Below are 17138 nucleotides of genomic sequence, written 5' to 3'. Positions count from 1 at the left end.
GTGGTTGTTGGTTGAATCATGATAATGCGCAGGCCGGCTGCGGCCTCATCGAGGAGGACGAACCACACTCATGTCGAACATCGTGGTGCTGATCAAACAAGTTCCCGACTACGAGGACCGCCATCTCAACGACGGTGCCTGGACCCTCGATCGCGCAGGCAGCGATCCGGTCCTGGACGAGATCAACGAGAAGGCCGTCGAGGTCGCGTTGCAGCTCAAGGAGAAGCACGCGGAGTCCGGCTACAACGTAGTCGTGCTGACCGCGGGCCCGACGGGTGCCGAGACGGCCATCCGCCGCGCGTTGTCGATGGGCGCCGACTCGGCGTACCACCTGGCCGATGACGCCATGGTGGGCTCCGACCTGGTGCAGACGTCGTGGGCGCTCGCCCGTGCGCTTGGTCAGATCGAGGACGTCGCCTTCGTGATCGCCGGTAACGAGACCAGCGACGGCGTCGGCGGCGCAGTTCCCGCGGTCATCGCCCACTACCTCGGGCTGCCGCAGCTGACCGCCATGCGCAGCATCGACGTCGCCGACGGCAAGATCACCGGCGAGCGCGAGACCGACGACGGCATCTTCGGCCTCGAGGCCACGTTGCCCGCCATCGTCAGCATCAGCGAGAAGATCGTCGACGACGCCCGCTTCCCGTCCTTCAAGGGCATCATGGCCGCGAAGAAGAAGCCGGTCGAGAAGCTGACGCTCGCCGGGATCGGCGTCGAGTCCGACGAGGTCGGTGGCGCGAACGCCAACTCGACCGTCACGTCGGCCACCCCGAAGCCGCCCAAGACGGCAGGCGAGAAGGTCACCGACGAGGGCGAGGGCGGCCAGCAGATCGCCGACTACCTGGTCGCGCAGAAGCTTCTCTGACCCCAACCACACTTCCCCACAACGCAAGAGAGCGACAAAAGGCAATGGCTGAAGTACTCGTGCTCGTCGAGCATGCTGAAGGCAATCTGAAGAACATCACCGGCGAGCTGATCACCGCAGCCCGCGTACTCGGTGAACCGTCCGCCGTCGTGGTGGGCGCTCCCGGTACCACCGAGAAGCTGACCGACGCGCTCAAGGCGGCAGGCGCCGCCAAGATCTACGCGGCCGAGTCGGACACCGCCGAGCAGTACCTGGTCACCCCCAAGGTGGACGTGCTGGTCGAGCTCGCCGAGTCGGCGTCTCCCGCCGCGATCGTCGTGGCCGCGAACGCCGAGGGCAAGGAAGTCGCCGGACGCGTTGCGGCCGCCACCGACTCCGGGCTGCTGTACGACGTCGTCGGCATCAAGGAGGGCCCGGTCGGCGTGCACTCCATCTTCGGCGGCGCCTACACCACCGAGGCCAAGGCCGAGGGTGACTCACCCGTCATCGCCGTCCGGCCCGGTGCGTTCGAGGCAGAACCCGTCGCCGGCGCCGGTGAGGTCGTCAGCGTCGAGGTGCCCGCTCCGGCCGAGAACGCCACGAAGGTCACGTCCCGGCAGCCCGCGCAGAAGAGCGCGCGTCCGGAACTGACCGAGGCCAAGATCGTCGTCGCCGGCGGTCGTGGCGTCGGGAGCAAGGAGAACTTCGGCATCATCGAGGATCTCGCCGATGCGTTCGGTGGCGCGGTCGGCGCCTCCCGCGCAGCGGTCGACTCCGGCTTCTACGAGGGTCAGTTCCAGGTCGGCCAGACGGGCAAGACCGTCTCGCCGCAGCTGTACGTCGCCCTCGGCATCTCCGGTGCGATTCAGCACCGGGCAGGCATGCAGACGTCCAAGACCATCGTCGCGGTGAACAAGGACGAGGAGTCGCCGATCTTCGAGATCGCCGACTACGGCATCGTCGGTGACCTGTTCAAGGTCACCCCGCAGCTGACCGACGCCGTCAAGACCCGCAAGGGCTGATCCGCCTCCGCGGACTGACCCGCAAAACCCCGGTGCACTCTGGTGCACCGGGGTTCTGCGTGCGACGTAGGGTTGCTCCGTGGAGCTGCTTCTCGGAATCGACATGGGCACCGGGAGCACCAAGGGCGTCCTCGCCGACCCGACGGGCGTCGTCGTCGCGTCGGCGACCATCCCGCATTCGGTGAACCTGCCCCGGCCGGGCTGGGTCGAGGTCGACGCAGAAGCGACGTGGTGGGCCGAAGTCTGCGAGATCAGCAGGCGGCTGACGGCCGAGCTTCCGGCGGACTCGCGGATCGCCGCGATGTGCGTCAGCGGTGTCGGCCCGTGTCTGGTGCTGTGCGATGACGACCTGACGCCGCTGCGGCCCGCCATCCTCTACGGCGTCGACACCCGGGCCACGGCCGAAATCCACTCGCTCACGGCCGAATTCGGCGCCGACGCCATCCTCGAGCAGGCGGGCACGCTGCTGTCGAGCCAGGCCGTCGGACCCAAGCTGGAATGGGTCCGGCGCCATGAGCCCGACGTGTTCGAGCGGGCCACCGGGTGGTACGGGTCCAACTCGTACGTCGCCGCCAAGTTGACCGGTGAATACGTGCTGGACCATCACACCGCCAGCCAGTGCGATCCGCTCTATGCGACGCGCGAGTTCGACTGGAACACCGACTGGGCGAGCCGGATCTGCGCGCACCTGCCGCTGCCCCGCCTGATCTGGCCCAGTGAGGTCGTGGGCACCGTGCACGCCGAAGCGGCCGCGGCCACCGGCATTCCGAGGGGCACGCCGGTGGTGGCGGGGACGGTCGACGCCTATTCGGAGGCGTTCTCCGTGGGCGTCCACAATCCCGGCGATCAGATGCTGATGTACGGCTCCACGATGTTCCTGGTCCAGATCATCGACGAGTACCACAGCGATCCGGCGCTGTGGACGACCGCGGGCATCGAGCGTGGGTCCCTCGCGCTGGCCGCGGGAACGTCGACGGCCGGCAGCCTGATCGGCTGGCTGCAGACCATCACCGGTGGTGCGTCATTCGACACGCTGATGGCCGAGGCGTCGAAGGTGCCCGCAGGCAGCGAGGGGCTGATCGCGCTGCCGTATCTGGCGGGGGAGCGGACCCCGGTGTTCGACCCGGATGCGCGTGGCCTGTTCGCGGGCCTGACCCTGCGTCATGGTCGCGGCCACCTGTTCCGAGCCGCCTACGAGGGCATCGGTTTCGGCATCAGGCAGATCCTCGAGATGTTCGACGACGCGCATGCCGCGCGACGGACCGTGGCGGTGGGCGGCGGCCTGCGCAGTCCGATCTGGGCGCAGGCGGTCAGCGATATCACCGGTCGCGCACAACTGGTTCCCGAGCAGGCGATCGGTGCCAGCTACGGGGACGCACTGATGGCTGCCATCGGCGTGAATCTGGTTGCACCGGAGACGGATTGGGCGAAGATCGAGAGGGAGATCACGCCGGATCCTGCCAACCGGGCACGCTACGACGAGCTGTACGACGTGTGGCGCCAGCTTTATCCCGCGACCAGGAATCTCGTGCACGAACTAGGAGCACTGAGCGCGAGAGACTAATCGTCCCGTCGAGATCACGTCCCGTCGGAAACGGCCGAACTGGCCAGGATTTCGGTCGCCGTCAGTGGATCGGTGACGAGGTGGTTGAAGTATCCACCCCGCGCGCCGGCGACGATCGATTCGATCTTCTCCTTGCCGACGGCCACCGCGATGGTGACCGGAATGTGGCGCAGTGCATCGAGTTCCACGGCGATAAGCCGCTCGCCGTCCTCGAACTCGACGGGTGATCCGTCGCGGTCGTAGAACCGGGAGCACACGTCGCCGACCGCCGCGCGGAGCGAGGACGATCCGGTGGGAACGAACCGCGGGATGTCGGCGCGGGTCAGCGGCGGCGCGCCGACACCCATCAGGGCACATCGCGCCCGCGGCCACAGGTGCAACACGCGCTGGATGCCGGGATCGTTCAGCAGTGACTGGTACAGCTCGACACCCGGTAGTGCGGGGGCGAACAGGTAATTCGCCCGTCCACCAACGCGATTGGCCACCAGCCGGGTGATCTCGTTGGTCTGGTACCACTCCTCGGGTTGATCGTTGCCCCCGACGGTCGGGGCGACGACGACGCCCGGCAGCGGGGCGAGCTCGCACTGGGCGACCTCGTACACCGTGCGTCCGGACGACACCAGCAGCACGTCACCCGGCAGCAGACCGGCTTCGCCGAGGGCGCGGCCGACGGCGGGGGCCAACACGCGACCCATCACGTCGATGACGGTGCGGCCCGGTCCGGGTGCGGGCAGTGCCGGACTGAGATACACCGACGTCAGATTGAGCGCTCTGGCCAGTCGGTCGGCCAGATCACCCGGCCGGGCCTCGGCGGGCGGCACCACCTCGATCCGCACGATGCCCTGGCGCTTCGCCTCGGCCAGCAGGCGGCTCACCGTCGCGCGGCTGGTCCCGAGTTGTTCGGCGACATCGGCCTGCGTGGCGTCGTCCTCGTAGTAGAGCCGGGCCGCGGTGTAGAGCAGCGACGCCGGGAAGTGACTGCCCTCGACGTCGGGTGACACGGTGTCGACGGCGGAGTCCAGCGGCGGCGTGCGCGGGGCCGACGGGGACATGGGGGCATTATGGCACCCAAGAAAAGGACCAGAGCATCTGTTCAGAGAATAATTCAGCTGAACATCCGTTCTGGACAAATGTGCAGAAGCTCCGATAACGTGATCTGAGCCACACGTTAAGGAGCCATGGATGACCGATCAGATTCCCGAGAAGATGCAGGCCGTCGTCTGCCACGGACCCAACGACTACCGACTCGAAGAGGTTGCGGTTCCGCACCGCAAGCCGGGTGAGGCGCTCGTTCGGGTGGAAGCCGTCGGAATCTGCGCCAGTGATCTGAAGTGCTACCACGGCGCCGCGAAGTTCTGGGGTGACGAGAACCGTCCCGCGTGGACGGAGACGATGGTGATCCCCGGACACGAATTCGTCGGCCGTGTGGTCGAACTCGACGACGAGGCCGCCACCCGATGGGGTATCGCGGTGGGTGACCGTGTGACGTCCGAGCAGATCGTGCCGTGCTGGGAGTGCCGCTTTTGCAAGCGCGGGCAGTACCACATGTGCCAGCCGCACGATCTTTACGGCTTCAAGCGCCGCACCCCGGGCGCCATGGCCAGCTACATGACCTACCCGGTAGAAGCGTTGGTGCACAAGATCTCCAGTGCGATCCCGCCTGCGCACGCCGCCTTCGTCGAGCCGCTGTCCTGCTCGCTGCACGCCGTCGAGCGCGCCCAGATCACGTTCGAGGACACCGTCGTCGTCGCCGGCTGTGGACCCATCGGACTCGGCATGATCGCCGGAGCCCGCGCCAAGAACCCGATGCACGTCATCGCCTTGGACATGGCACCCGAGAAGCTCGCACTGGCCAAGAAGTGCGGCGCCGACATCACGATCAACATCGCCGAGCAGGACGTCGAGAAGATCGTCAAGGATCTCACCGACGGCTACGGCGCCGACGTCTACCTGGAGGGCACCGGGCATCCGTCCGCGGTTCCCCAGGGGCTCAACGCGCTGCGCAAGCTGGGCCGCTACGTCGAGTACGGCGTCTTCGGCAGTGACGTCACCGTCGACTGGAGCATCATCAGCGACGACAAGGAGCTCGACGTCCTCGGTGCCCATCTCGGGCCGTACTGCTGGCCCGCGGCCATCAAGATGATCGAGTCCGGCGTCCTACCGCTCGATGAGATCTGTACCCACCAACTCCCGCTGAGCGAGTTCCAGAAGGGGCTCGACCTGGTTGGCAGCGGCAAGGAATCGGTCAAGGTCTCCCTGATCCCGGCGTAATCCAGACCCTCACGAAGGACTAGACACATGAGTCGAGATCGTATGACCGGGCCGCAGATGTCGCGGCGAAACATGTTGGCCGCCATGGGCTTGGCCGGCGCGGCGGCTGCCAGCCTCCCCGTGCTCAGCGCCTGCGGAGTGGGTGGCAAGGCCAGTGCCCCGAACGGCGCGTCCGCAGTCACCGGAGGCTTCGACTGGAAGAAGGCTTCCGGGCAGACCATCAACATCCTGCAGACCCCGCACCCGTACCAGTTGTCCTACCAGCCGTTGCTGCAGGAATTCACCGAGCTCACGGGCATCACCGTCAACGTCGATCTGGTGCCGGAGGCCGACTACTTCACCAAGCTGAACACCGAGCTGGCCGGCGGTTCCGGTAAGCACGACGCGTTCATGCTGGGCGCCTACTTCATCTGGCAGTACGGTCCGCCCGGGTGGGTCGAGGACCTCAACCCGTGGTTGCAGAACAGCTCGGCGACCAGCGCCGAGTACGACTTCGAGGACATCTTCGAAGGCCTACGCACCTCGACCCGGTGGGACTTCACCCTCGGCAATCCGCTGGGCACGGGCGGGCAGTGGGCCATCCCGTGGGGCTTCGAGAACAACGTGGTCGCCTACAACAAGCGGATCTTCGACGAGAAGGGCATCACCAAGCTGCCCGACAAGCTCGACGACTTCATTCAGCTGGCCGTGGACCTGACCGATCGTCCGAACAACCGCTACGGCATCTCCACCCGCGGCTCGAAGTCGTGGGCCACCATCCATCCCGGCTTCATGACGCAGTACACCCGCGAGGGCGCGGTGGACTACTCGTTCAACGGTTCCGAACTCGTCGCCGAGATGGCCAGCGACAAGGCGATTGCCTTCACGAAGAAGTGGATCGACATGCAGAACCAGGCCGGGCCGACGTCGTGGACCACGTACGACTATCCCAACGCCACGGGTGATCTCGGTGACGGTAAGGCGATGATGGTGTTCGACGCCGACAGTGCCACCTACCCGAAGAACAAGCCAGGCGCCAGCAAGGAGGCGGGCAACCTCGGCTGGTACCCGGGGCCTGCCGGACCGGATGGCAACTACAAGACCAACCTCTGGACGTGGAGTTGGGCGATGTCGGCGAACAGCCGAAACAAGCTGCCCGCCTGGTTGTTCATGCAGTGGGCCACGGGCAAGGAGTCGATGAACAAGGCGGTCGAGGGCGGCACCTACGCCGATCCGGTCCGAAAGTCCGTGTTCGACGGCACCTTCAAGAGGGTCGCCGCCGACCAGTACGGCTATCTCGAGACGTTCGAGACCGTCATCGGTCAGTCGAAGATCCAGTTCACCCCGCAGAAGGCCTTCTTCGACACCACCCAGAACTGGGCCGTGGCGCTGCAGGACATCTACGGCGGCGATGACGCGGCCACGCGCCTGCGCAGCCTCGCCAAGACCAACACCTCCAAGGTCAACCTCTAGGAGTCCTGGCACCCATGACGACACAAACCCCCAAAGCGGTTGCGACGCAACCTGATCAGCCTGCCGCCTCGGCGACGCGCCGCAAACTACCCGAGGTCCCGACCTGGCGGCGACGCCTGCGGCCCTACCTGTTGTCGATCCCCGCCCTGGTGATCGTCATCGGAATCCTCTACCCGTTCTTCGTCGGCGCGTACTACGCCTTCCTGAACTACGCCGCGGTCAACCCCGACCCGCACTTCGTGTGGTTCGACAACTTCAAGTCGGTCCTGGGCGACCAGGTCTTCTGGCAGAGCGTCAAGGTCACCGGCATCTTCGCCGTGGCGGCGACGGCGGTGGAGACCGTGCTCGGCGTCGGCCTGGCGCTGCTGCTCAATCGCTCGAGCATCATCGGCAAGATCTTCGAGAAGGTGTTGATCCTGCCGTTGATGATCGCCCCGGTGATCGCCGGCGTGATCTGGAAGCTGATGTTCAATCCGCAGTTCGGCATCCTCAATCACGTTCTTGGACTGGGTAACACCTTCGACTGGTTGTCGAGTGGCAACGCGCTGTTCTCGGTGGTCCTGGTCGACCTGTGGATCTTCACCCCGTTCGTGGCGATCCTGGTGCTGGCCGGCATCCGCTCGCTGCCCAAGGAGCCGTTCGAGGCGTCGCAGGTGGACGGGGCGTCCGGGATCTACATGTTCCGCAAGCTGATGCTCCCCATGCTGTGGCCCTACATTCTGGTGGCCGTCATCTTCCGATTCATGGACAACCTCAAGGTGTTCGACCACATCTACGTGCTCACCGCGGGTGGGCCCGGCGTCGCCACCCGCACGTTGCAGATCGGCGCGTTCGAGGATTCGATCATCAACCTGAACTACTCCCGGGGCAGCACCTACATGCTGCTGCTCTGGATCATCGTGTTCATCACGGCGCGCTATCTGGTGAGCGTGCTCGGCAAGGCGCAGCGTCGTGCTGCGGGAGCGGAGTCCTAACGATCATGGCACTCACCAAGTTCAAGCCGACGCGCAGCGAACTGCTGCCCGGCCAGAAGCGGCTCGGCGTGGGATCGGTCGCCGCCGACATCGGTCTGATCGGCTGGTTCGTCTTCTCGCTGTTCCCGATCGTGTGGATGGTGATCCTGGCGCTGAAGAACGCCGAGGAGCAGACCACCACCTACTTCCAGTTCAGCCCGAGCTGGTCCAACTTCGCCACGGTGCTGTCCAACAAGGGCACCGAGATGACGAGCGTCGACTTCAAGACCGCGATGCTGACCAGCCTGATCAACTGCGGTGGCGCCGTGATCGTCTCGCTGGTCATCGGCATCCCGGCGGCCTACGCCGCGGGACGCTGGAAGTACAAGGGCAGCAACGACCTGATGTTCCAGATGCTGTCGTTCCGGTTCGCCCCCGAGCTGATGGTCATCGTCCCGCTGTTCGTCATCTACAACCAGATCGGCCTCTTCGACACCAAGGTCGGGATGATCTGGGTGCTGCAGCTGGTCACCATGCCGCTGGTGGTGTGGATCCTGCGCTCGTACTTCGAGGACCTGCCGGAGGACCTGGAGCAGGCGGCACTCCTGGACGGCTACAGCCGCACCCGGGCCTTCGTCATGGTGGCCCTGCCGATCGTGCGGCCCGGCATCGCCGCCGCCGCGCTGCTGGCGTTCATCTTCGCCTGGAACAACTACGTCTTCCCGCTGATTTTGGCCGACAGCAACGCGGGCACGGTCACCGTCGCGATCACCAAGTTCCTCGGCGGCGGTGGGCAGGCGTATTACAACCTGACGGCTGCCGCGGCCATCATCGCCGCGCTACCACCACTGATATTGGCGCTCACCATCCAGAGATATCTGGTGCGGGGCTTGTCATTCGGGGCGGTGAAAGCCTGATGGCCACCGTAACGCTGAAGGGGCTGTCCAAGTCCTACGGTAAGAAGCAGGCGGTACGCGACCTATCGGTCGACATCGCCGACGGCGAGTTCTTCGTCATCCTCGGGCCCAGCGGCGCCGGGAAGACGACGACGCTGAAGTCCCTGGCCGGGCTGGTCGACATCGACAGTGGGTCCGTGACGATCGGCGGTAGCGACGTCACCCTCGTCGAGCCCTACCACCGCAACGTGGCGATGGCCTTCGAGAGCTACGCGCTGTACCCGCAGAAGACGGTGAGTGAGAATCTCGCCTCACCCTTGAAGTCCGGTCGCACCGGGAAGTACACCGACGCGCAACAGAAGGACCGCATCGACCAGGTCACCACGACACTCGGAATCAACCACCTGCTCAAGCGCTTTCCCCGTGAGTTGTCCAACGGGCAGCGGCAGCGCGTGGCGTTGGGCCGGGTACTGGTTCGGCCCGCGGACGTCTACCTGCTCGACGAGCCGCTGAGTCATCTCGACGCCAAGCTGCGGGCCGCGATGCGGGCCGAACTCAAGCAGCTGGGCGCGATGTCGAAGACCACCACCGTCTACGTCACGCACGATTATCAAGAGGCCCTCGCCCTCGGTGACCGGATCGCCGTGCTCCGGGCGGGCGAACTGGTCCAGATCGGCACGCCCGAGGAGATCTGGCGGCGTCCCGCGGACACCTTCGTCGCCCGTGCGCTCGGGCAGCCGGAGATCAACCTCCTCGACGGTGAGGTCGAGGACGGTCGGATCCGGCTCGGCCGGGGCGCCTTCGACGTACCGGTACCGGCTGGACTCGACGTTCACGGCGGAGATCGCGTCCGGGTCGGGTTGCGGCCCTGCGACATTCACGTGGCCGGGGATGCCGGCGAGGCTGGCGGTGCGGCAGAGATGCGCGGCAAGGTGGTCCTCGCCGAGCGACTGGGCCGCAACATCGAGCTGACGGTGGACATGGGCGGCGAACAGCTGATCGTGCTCGCCTCGGGGCGGGAGGGGGTCGCCGAGGGCGCCCCGGTCTCGATGACCGTTGCCTCCGACGACGTGCACGTCTTCGCCGCCCGCTCGGATGAAGATGACGACACCGCACGACTAGGTACAGACGACCGGAGCCTGGAGGCTGCGCAGTGAGCATCACCACCGACAGGCCACGCGAATCCGCGACGACGACCGCGCAGAGTCTCACCCTGACCGACCTGGTGAAGACCTACATGGCAAAGGGCCGGGAGAGCTTCGCGGCCGTCAAGGGCATCAACCTGGACATCGCCCCGGGTGAACTAGTGGCGCTGCTCGGCCCGTCCGGATGCGGCAAGACCACGACGCTGCGGATGATCGCCGGACTCGAGACGGTGACCAGCGGGTCGATCCGCATCGGTGACCGGGAGATCTCGCAGTTGCCCGCGGCCAAGCGCGGAATCGGCGTCGGGTTCGAGAGCTACGCGCTGTACCCGCCGATGTCGGTGCGCGAGAACCTGCTGTACGGACTCAAGGCCCGCAAGGTCAAGGGCGCCGAGCAGATGGTGTCCTCGATCAGCAGCCGTCTGGAGATGGACGAGCTGATGGACCTGCGGCCGGCGGGGCTGTCGAGCGGGCAGAAGCAACGCGTCGCGCTGGCCCGCGCCCTGGTACGCAACCCACCGGTGCTACTGCTCGACGAGCCGCTGAGCCACCTCGACGCGTCGGCGCGGCAGCGCGTCCGCAGGGAGTTGAAGGTGTTGCAGCGGGAGTTCGGCTACACCACGATCGTCGTCACCCACGACCAGGTCGAGGCGCTGTCGCTGGCCGATCGCCTGGCGGTGATGGATGCCGGTGTGGTGCAACAGTTCGGCACGCCGGACGAGGTGTTCGACGACCCGGCGAACCTCTTCGTCGCGCAGTTCGTCGGCGAACCCCAGATCAACGTCCTCCGCGGGGTCGTGACGTCCGAGGGCGGGCGCGCCAGGGTCGAAATCCGTTCGGGCGCGGGGGCGTTGGACACCGTCGTGACCGGGGTCGCCGACGGTACCGAGGTTGCGGTGGGCATCCGTCCGCAGGACTGCACGATGTCGGCCGGCGACGGACCCGGCCTGCGTACCACCGTGGCGTACTTCGAGCACCTGCTCGAGTTCGGCCTCGCCACCAGCACCGTGGCGGGCATGGAGGAGGGCATCGTGGTCCAGACGCCCGCGCAGGAGGACTACCGACCCGAACAGAAAGTCCTCGTCAGCGCGCCGCCGGAGCGGGTGTATCTTTTCGACACCGACTCCGGGGAGCGACTGCGATGACCAAGTTGTACGACGATCCGGCGCGGTTCACCGAGGACATGCTCGTCGGATTCCTGGATGCCAATGCGAGATACGTCGCGGGCGTGCCCGGTGGCGTGGTCCGCGCCCAGGAGACGCGGCCGGGCAAGGTGGCCGTGGTGATCGGCGGCGGGTCGGGCCACTATCCGGCGTTCTGCGGAACCGTCGGACCGGGTTTCGCGGACGGTGCGGTGGTCGGCAACATCTTCACGTCACCGTCGGCGGAGGAAGCCGCGTCGGTGGCGCGGGCGGCCCACGGTGACGCGGGGGTATTGCTCACCACCGGCAACTACGCGGGCGACGTGATGAACTTCGGGCTCGCCGTCGCGGATCTCCGCGGCGAGGGTATCGACGCGCACTACTTCGCGGTGACCGATGACATCGCCAGTGCGCCCGCGGGTGAGGAAGCCAAGAGACGCGGTATCGCAGGCGATTTCACGGTCTTCAAGTGCGCCTCGGCCGCCGCCGAGGACGGGCTGGACATGGCCGGTGTCCTGCGCGTCGCGGAAGCGTCGAACGCTGCCACCAGGACCCTCGGCGTTGCCTTCGACGGCTGTACGTTGCCCGGCGCCGATCAGCCGTTGTTCACGGTTCCGGAGGGGCAGATGGGTGTGGGCCTCGGCATCCACGGAGAGCCGGGCGTGCGCGACGAGCCGATGCCGACGGCCGCCGACCTCGCGGTGACGCTCGTCGACGGGGTACTTGCCGACGAGCCCGCAGGGAGTTCCCGGCGAATCGCGGTGATCCTCAACGGTCTTGGTCGCACCAAGTACGAAGAACTGTTCGTGGTCTGGGGCACCGCGTCACGACTGCTTCGCGAGCGCGGCTACGAAGTCGTCGAACCTGAGGTCGGCGAGCTGGTGACCAGCCTCGACATGGCGGGCTGCTCGCTCACGGTGATGTGGCTCGACGAAGAACTCGAGAAGTACTGGAGCGCACCAGCCGACACGCCCGCATACCGCAAAGGTGTTGCCAAGCAAGTAGATTCGGGTGAGCGACGCACCGATCCCGCAGCGGATGCAGCGGCACCGGCGCGCGACCTGGGAAGCCTTGCCGACGACGACGGTCGCGCCGGGGGACGCTTCGTCGTCAAGGTCCTCGATGCCGTCGCGGGCATGCTGGCCCAGGCTGAAGACGAGCTGGGGCGCATCGACGCCGTCGCCGGCGATGGCGATCACGGGCGCGGCATGGTCAAGGGATCCTTGGCGGCCCGCACCGCGGCAGCCGAGGCCCTCGAGCAGGGCGCCGGCCAGGGTTCGGTTCTCGCAGCCGCGGGCAAGGCATGGGCGGCAAGGGCGGGCGGCACCTCCGGCGTGCTCTGGGGGGCGCTGCTCAATGCGGTCGGCACCCGACTCGGCGACACCGGCCGACCCGATGCCGCCACCGTCGCCGCGGCGATGCGCGACGGGTATGACGCGCTGACCCAGCTCGGCGGCGCGGCGCCGGGGGACAAGACGATGCTCGACGCGATGCTGCCGTTCTGCGACGAGCTGCAGCGCAGGGTGGCCGACGGGGAGTCCTGGCAAGATGGATGGCGGGCTGCCGTCGATGTGGCGACCGAGGCTGCCCGTGCCACTGCCGGCCTGAGACCCAAGGTCGGCCGGGCTCGACCACTCGCCGAGCGCAGCGTCGGGACACCCGATGCCGGCGCCACGTCACTGGCGATGATCACCCACACCGTCGCGGAGTGCTTCGCGCCAACTGCCAAGGGAGATGTCTGATGGGATTACGGATCGTCGTCGGTTGTGACGACGCTGGATTGGAGTACAAGGAGGCCCTCAAGGCCGACCTGCTCGCCGACGACCGGGTGGCCGACGTGACCGACGTCGGTGTCGGTGGTGACGAGCACACCGCCTACCCGCACGTCGCGGTCGAGGCCGCGCGTCTGGTCGCCGAAGGCAGGGCCGACCGCGCGCTGCTGATCTGCGGCACCGGGCTCGGAGTGGCGATCAGCGCCAACAAGGTGCCGGGAGTTCGCGCCGTCACGGCGCACGACGGCTTCTCCGTCGAGCGGTCGGTGCTGTCCAACGACGCGCAGGTGTTGTGCTTCGGCCAACGCGTCATCGGGCTGGAGCTGGCTCGCCGGCTGGCGCGGGAGTGGCTGGGGTACGAGTTCGATCCCAGCGGCGCCTCGGCCGAGAAGGTCGAGGCCATCTGCAGCTACGAGCCCGTAACCCACTGATTTCGGCTCTCCTCATTCGGCTTGTCGCCTCGTCGCGTCTGGCGGGCTTGCTGATCGGAAAGTCGACGTCCGCTCCGAAATACGCCGAATGGCCGCCGCCACCCCCGGGTGACGCCGTTTCCGGAGCGCCGCCGAATCAACACCAGCGACGGCCGCTCGGCGAATTGCAGCGCAACTAGCTGGCTTTCCTTGCGCATCGAGTAATTCCAGCGATTAGGCGTGAGACCAGCTGACCAGTTGCGGCGGATAAGCCATTTCTGCCATCACCACGGGCGAAGTGCAGCAAGCCATTTGCTGTTTGTGGCGATGGCGCCGAATTCGCGTCGGAATCGCGATAGCTGCTCCCATCCTGTGGAACAATTGCTCCGAATACCTACCGACGGGGCCGGTGGCTGGTGGGAGGAGATCGCTATTACAACGCATCTGCGCATTGCGGTGGGCGCCTGCGCGCTGTCTGCCTGCCTGCTGGTCGGTAGCGCAGGCGCGGGCATCGCGGCTGCGGATACCGATTCGGAACCCTCGGCGGGCAGCAGCCAGACCGTCGATGGACCAAGTACGTCGACCACCACCCCCCGTCCTGTCCGAGGGCCCATCTCGACGATCGCCGATTCCCTGCGCAAGGCCGTGCAGGACTCATGGCAGAGCACCGTGCAAGGCGTGACCGGCACGCTGACCTCCCTCGCCAAGCCTGGCGGAGCCTCCGGGATCCCCGAGTCGCCCAAGACCACCTTCGGCGGAAGTCCCACCGTGTATGGCAGCACGGGGCCCAGCGCGTCGGAAACGGACCCGGTGCCGCCGGCGACGGATCCGCTCGCCCCGGTCACCGATGCGCTCGCCCCGGTGACGGAGGCGCTTAGCCCGGTGCCGGAGGCGGTCAGTCCCGCGACGGAGCCGGTCGTGCCGGTGACCGAATCGGTCACGCCGGTTTCGGGGCCGGTCGCGCCGGTCTCGCAGTCCTCGCCGCCGCCCTCGACCAGCCCGCCCGTCGCGATCCCGACGGTCGCCCCGCTGCCCTTCCAGGCCAACCCGTTCCTCGCCGCGTGGAACGCCACGGCCCCGGTGACCAACGCCCTGACGGTGTTCGCCAACACGGTGATCAAGGTTCCCGGCGTGATCGTGGCGCTTCCCACGTCGACGGCACCGGTCACCGATGTGCTCACCACGATCCAGAGCCTGCTCACCTCGGCCACCGACGCGGGTGTCTCGCTGTCGCAACTGCCGTCGGATCTGACCCAGCTGCTCGGCATCCCCGCCGCGACACCGACCGTCACCGTCGGCGCAGGTGTGCGTCAGCCGCAGGTGGCCGCCACCGCGACCGCGCCGGTGGCGACCCCGGGCTGGTCAGCGCTCCCGCAGCTGCCCGTCGTAGCCCTGCCCAGCGTGGTTGGCGCGCCGGCCCTCGCACCGCTTCCCTCACTCGTCACACCGCTGGACGTGACGACTACGGGCATCCTCCGCGGTGAGACCGGCACCGGTTCCGCGCTCGTCGTCGGGAAGGGCGCCGCCGCAAACGACGTGCTCTCGACGGTCGAGCACGTCATCGGCGCGTTCGTGGCCACCGTGTCGCTCACCGCGCTCGCCGCGGTCGCCTTGCCTGGCATCCTCGGCCTGCTGACCACCTGCGCCGCCGGGATCAGGGTCGGCTACCGGCAGGCCAAGGCAGGTTCGGTGCTGCCGAACACGGTGGTGTCCCGCTTCGTCGGCTCGGGCCCGATCGGCGTCGTGCGTTCCGGCGCTCAGGTGGAGTTGCGCTCCCGCGCGCCGCGCCTCGTCCGCGCCAGCACGCACGCCGAAGCGCCGAAGCGTGCGCTGCACGTGGTGCGCGCCGAACCGGCCGCGTCGGCCGGGCTGCTCGAACGGGCCGTCTAGCAACGTAGCCCGAGGTCAACTCGTCACCTGGCGTGCACGGACACGTCACGCTCTGATTGCTCTTCCGCTGTTCTGCTGAAGCACCGTTCTGGCTATGAGCACTGCTTCCGTACTCATCGCCGCTGATCAATCGACCCCGACGGCGGATACGCCGCGCTACACACTGCTGCTCTCCACCGACGCCGCCCTGATCGACGACGCGCAACGCCTTCGCTACGAGGTGTTCACCTCAGAGCCGGGATTCGACCTCGCCGGTGCGGTCGACGGGCGAGACTCCGACCGGTTCGACGAATTCTGCGACCACCTCCTCGTCAGGGAGGACCGGTCCGGCGAGCTGGTGGGCTGCTACCGCATGCTGCCGCCGCCGGGCGCCATCGCCGCAGGGGGCCTGTACAGCGCCACCGAATTCGACGTCGCGGCGCTCGACGCGCTGCGGCCCTCCCTGGTCGAGATGGGTCGAGCGGTCGTCCGAGAGGACCATCGCCACGGCGGGGTGGTGCTGCTGATGTGGGCAGGCATTCTGGCCTATCTGGATCGCTGCGGGTACGACTACGTGACCGGCTGCGTGTCGGTGCCGATCCAGGGCAGTCCCGACGAGACGCCCGGAGCGCAGATCCGCGCCGTCCGCGACTTCGTGCGCCGGCGCCACGCGTCGGAGTACACGCTCTACCCGCGGCGGCCGGTCGTCCTGGCCGGCAAGGGGCTCGACGACATCGCGCCGCCCGCGCGGGTCACCGTGCCACCGTTGATGCGCGGCTATCTGCGGCTGGGCGCGGAGGTCTGCGGAGAGCCCGCCCACGATCCCGACTTCGGCGTCGGCGATTTCCCCGCCCTCCTCGACAAGCGCCGGGCCGACGTCCGATATCTCCAGCGGTTGCGGTCGGTGTCGCAGGCGACCGATCCCTCCGACGGGTCGGTCCGATGAGCAGTCACTCGCTCGCGCAGAGTCCCTGGCTGCCCAGGGCGTCGTGCAACGCGTCCTGCGTCCGGACCGACGTCTCGCAGGGGTGGCGCCGCTTCGTGGTCGTCGTGCGCACCCTCGTCCGCGTCTTGGGGGCCGTGCTGGTGCTGCCCACGGCAGTGCTGCTGGCGCTACCCCTCCCGGGCAAGTCGCGCGCACAGCGGGTGTACTGCCGCCTGATGCTCCGATGCCTTGGCGTGCGCATCACCACCTCCGGCGGCCCGATCCGCAATCTCAGCGGTGTACTTGTCGTGAGCGGTCACGTGTCGTGGGTGGACATCTTCGTCATCGGCGCGGTACTGCCCGGCTCATTCGTGGCCAGGGCCGATCTCATCGAGTGGCCCGCGCTGGGTTTCCTCGCCCGCCTCATGAAGGTGATTCCCATCGAGCGGTCCAGCCTGCGCCGGCTGCCCGACGTGGTCCGCACCGTCGCAGAGCGCCTCGCAGGCGGTCAGACCGTCGTCGCGTTCCCGGAGGGCACGACGTGGTGTGGCGTCGGATACGGGCGCTTCCGGCCCGCGATGTTCCAGGGCGCCATCGATGCAGGCCGGCCGGTGCAACCGCTGCGCCTGAACTATCACCACCGCGACGGCCGGCCCTCGACCATCCCCGCCTTCATCGGCGACGACTCGCTGCTCGAATCGGTTCGCAGGGTCATCACCGCGCGTCGCACCGTGTGCCACGTACAGGTGCAGTCCCTTCAATTGCCCGGCACGGATCGGCGCGACCTGGCGTCCCGGTGCGAGTCCGCGGTACGCGGGGAGACGGTGCTCGGCGCCCACACCGTGCACGGACACGCGCTCGTCGCCTGAGCCG

General features: G+C 67.5%; 15 protein-coding genes. 14 read left to right on the top strand and 1 reads right to left on the bottom strand.

The window, feature by feature from the left end:
• Positions 1–70: 70 nt before the first annotated feature.
• The 3 genes from QUE68_RS19040 (at position 71) to QUE68_RS19030 (ending at position 3430) form a co-directional block, all read left to right on the top strand.
• Positions 71–865, top strand: a complete 795-nt coding sequence (locus QUE68_RS19040; protein ID WP_284227756.1) for an electron transfer flavoprotein subunit beta/FixA family protein — start codon at positions 71–73, stop codon at positions 863–865.
• A 44-nt stretch (positions 866–909) separates the two neighbouring features.
• Positions 910–1866, top strand: coding sequence for an electron transfer flavoprotein subunit alpha/FixB family protein (locus tag QUE68_RS19035; protein ID WP_284227754.1), 957 nt, complete (start codon positions 910–912; stop codon positions 1864–1866).
• A gap of 79 nt (positions 1867–1945) precedes the next feature.
• Positions 1946–3430, top strand: a complete 1485-nt coding sequence (locus tag QUE68_RS19030; RefSeq protein WP_284235659.1) for an FGGY-family carbohydrate kinase — start codon at positions 1946–1948, stop codon at positions 3428–3430.
• A gap of 14 nt (positions 3431–3444) precedes the next feature.
• Here the strand turns inward: QUE68_RS19030 and QUE68_RS19025 are convergent, their stop codons facing one another.
• Positions 3445–4482, bottom strand: coding sequence for a sugar-binding transcriptional regulator (locus QUE68_RS19025; RefSeq protein WP_284227751.1), 1038 nt, complete (start codon positions 4480–4482; stop codon positions 3445–3447).
• 130 nt (positions 4483–4612) lie between these two features.
• Between QUE68_RS19025 and eltD the strand changes: the two genes are divergently transcribed.
• The 11 genes from eltD (at position 4613) to QUE68_RS18970 (ending at position 17134) form a co-directional block, all read left to right on the top strand.
• Positions 4613–5701, top strand: coding sequence for an erythritol/L-threitol dehyrogenase (eltD, locus tag QUE68_RS19020; RefSeq protein WP_284227750.1), 1089 nt, complete (start codon positions 4613–4615; stop codon positions 5699–5701).
• Positions 5702–5728: 27 nt separating this feature from the next.
• Positions 5729–7153, top strand: coding sequence for an extracellular solute-binding protein (locus QUE68_RS19015; protein ID WP_284227748.1), 1425 nt, complete (start codon positions 5729–5731; stop codon positions 7151–7153).
• A 14-nt stretch (positions 7154–7167) separates the two neighbouring features.
• On the top strand, positions 7168–8127 hold the full coding sequence (locus tag QUE68_RS19010) for a carbohydrate ABC transporter permease (RefSeq protein WP_284227747.1): 960 nt from the start codon (positions 7168–7170) through the stop codon (positions 8125–8127).
• 5 nt (positions 8128–8132) lie between these two features.
• On the top strand, positions 8133–9023 hold the full coding sequence (locus QUE68_RS19005; RefSeq protein ID WP_284235660.1) for a carbohydrate ABC transporter permease: 891 nt from the start codon (positions 8133–8135) through the stop codon (positions 9021–9023).
• Entirely contained in the window at positions 9023–10159 is a 1137-nt protein-coding gene (locus QUE68_RS19000; protein ID WP_284235661.1) for an ABC transporter ATP-binding protein, read from the top strand. The genes QUE68_RS19005 and QUE68_RS19000 overlap by 1 nt, the downstream gene beginning before the upstream one ends.
• Positions 10156–11292 carry an ABC transporter ATP-binding protein gene (locus QUE68_RS18995; protein ID WP_284235662.1) on the top strand — a complete coding sequence of 379 codons (1137 nt, stop codon included), beginning with the start codon at positions 10156–10158 and terminating at the stop codon, positions 11290–11292. Before QUE68_RS19000 ends, QUE68_RS18995 begins: the two co-directional genes overlap by 4 nt.
• The gene (derK, locus tag QUE68_RS18990) at positions 11289–13031 is read left to right on the top strand and encodes a D-erythrulose 4-kinase (protein ID WP_284235663.1); all 1743 of its coding nucleotides are present in this window, start codon (positions 11289–11291) and stop codon (positions 13029–13031) included. The genes QUE68_RS18995 and derK overlap by 4 nt, the downstream gene beginning before the upstream one ends.
• Positions 13031–13492 carry a ribose-5-phosphate isomerase gene (locus QUE68_RS18985; RefSeq protein WP_284235664.1) on the top strand — a complete coding sequence of 154 codons (462 nt, stop codon included), beginning with the start codon at positions 13031–13033 and terminating at the stop codon, positions 13490–13492. The genes derK and QUE68_RS18985 overlap by 1 nt, the downstream gene beginning before the upstream one ends.
• Before the next feature lie 360 nt (positions 13493–13852).
• Positions 13853–15361, top strand: a complete 1509-nt coding sequence (locus QUE68_RS18980; RefSeq protein WP_284235665.1) for a hypothetical protein — start codon at positions 13853–13855, stop codon at positions 15359–15361.
• A 94-nt stretch (positions 15362–15455) separates the two neighbouring features.
• Positions 15456–16286 (top strand): GNAT family N-acetyltransferase, encoded by an 831-nt coding sequence (locus QUE68_RS18975; protein ID WP_284227739.1) that lies wholly within the window; start codon positions 15456–15458, stop codon positions 16284–16286.
• Complete coding sequence (locus QUE68_RS18970; protein WP_284235666.1) at positions 16283–17134, top strand: lysophospholipid acyltransferase family protein; 852 nt, start codon at positions 16283–16285, stop codon at positions 17132–17134. Before QUE68_RS18975 ends, QUE68_RS18970 begins: the two co-directional genes overlap by 4 nt.
• Positions 17135–17138: the final 4 nt, after the last annotated feature.

The sequence above is a fragment of the Mycolicibacterium sp. TUM20985 genome (assembly GCF_030295745.1).
Lineage (GTDB): Bacteria > Actinomycetota > Actinomycetes > Mycobacteriales > Mycobacteriaceae > Mycobacterium.
The sequence above is the reverse complement of the archived record's forward strand: the minus strand, read 5'-3'. Positions and strand labels throughout refer to the sequence as shown.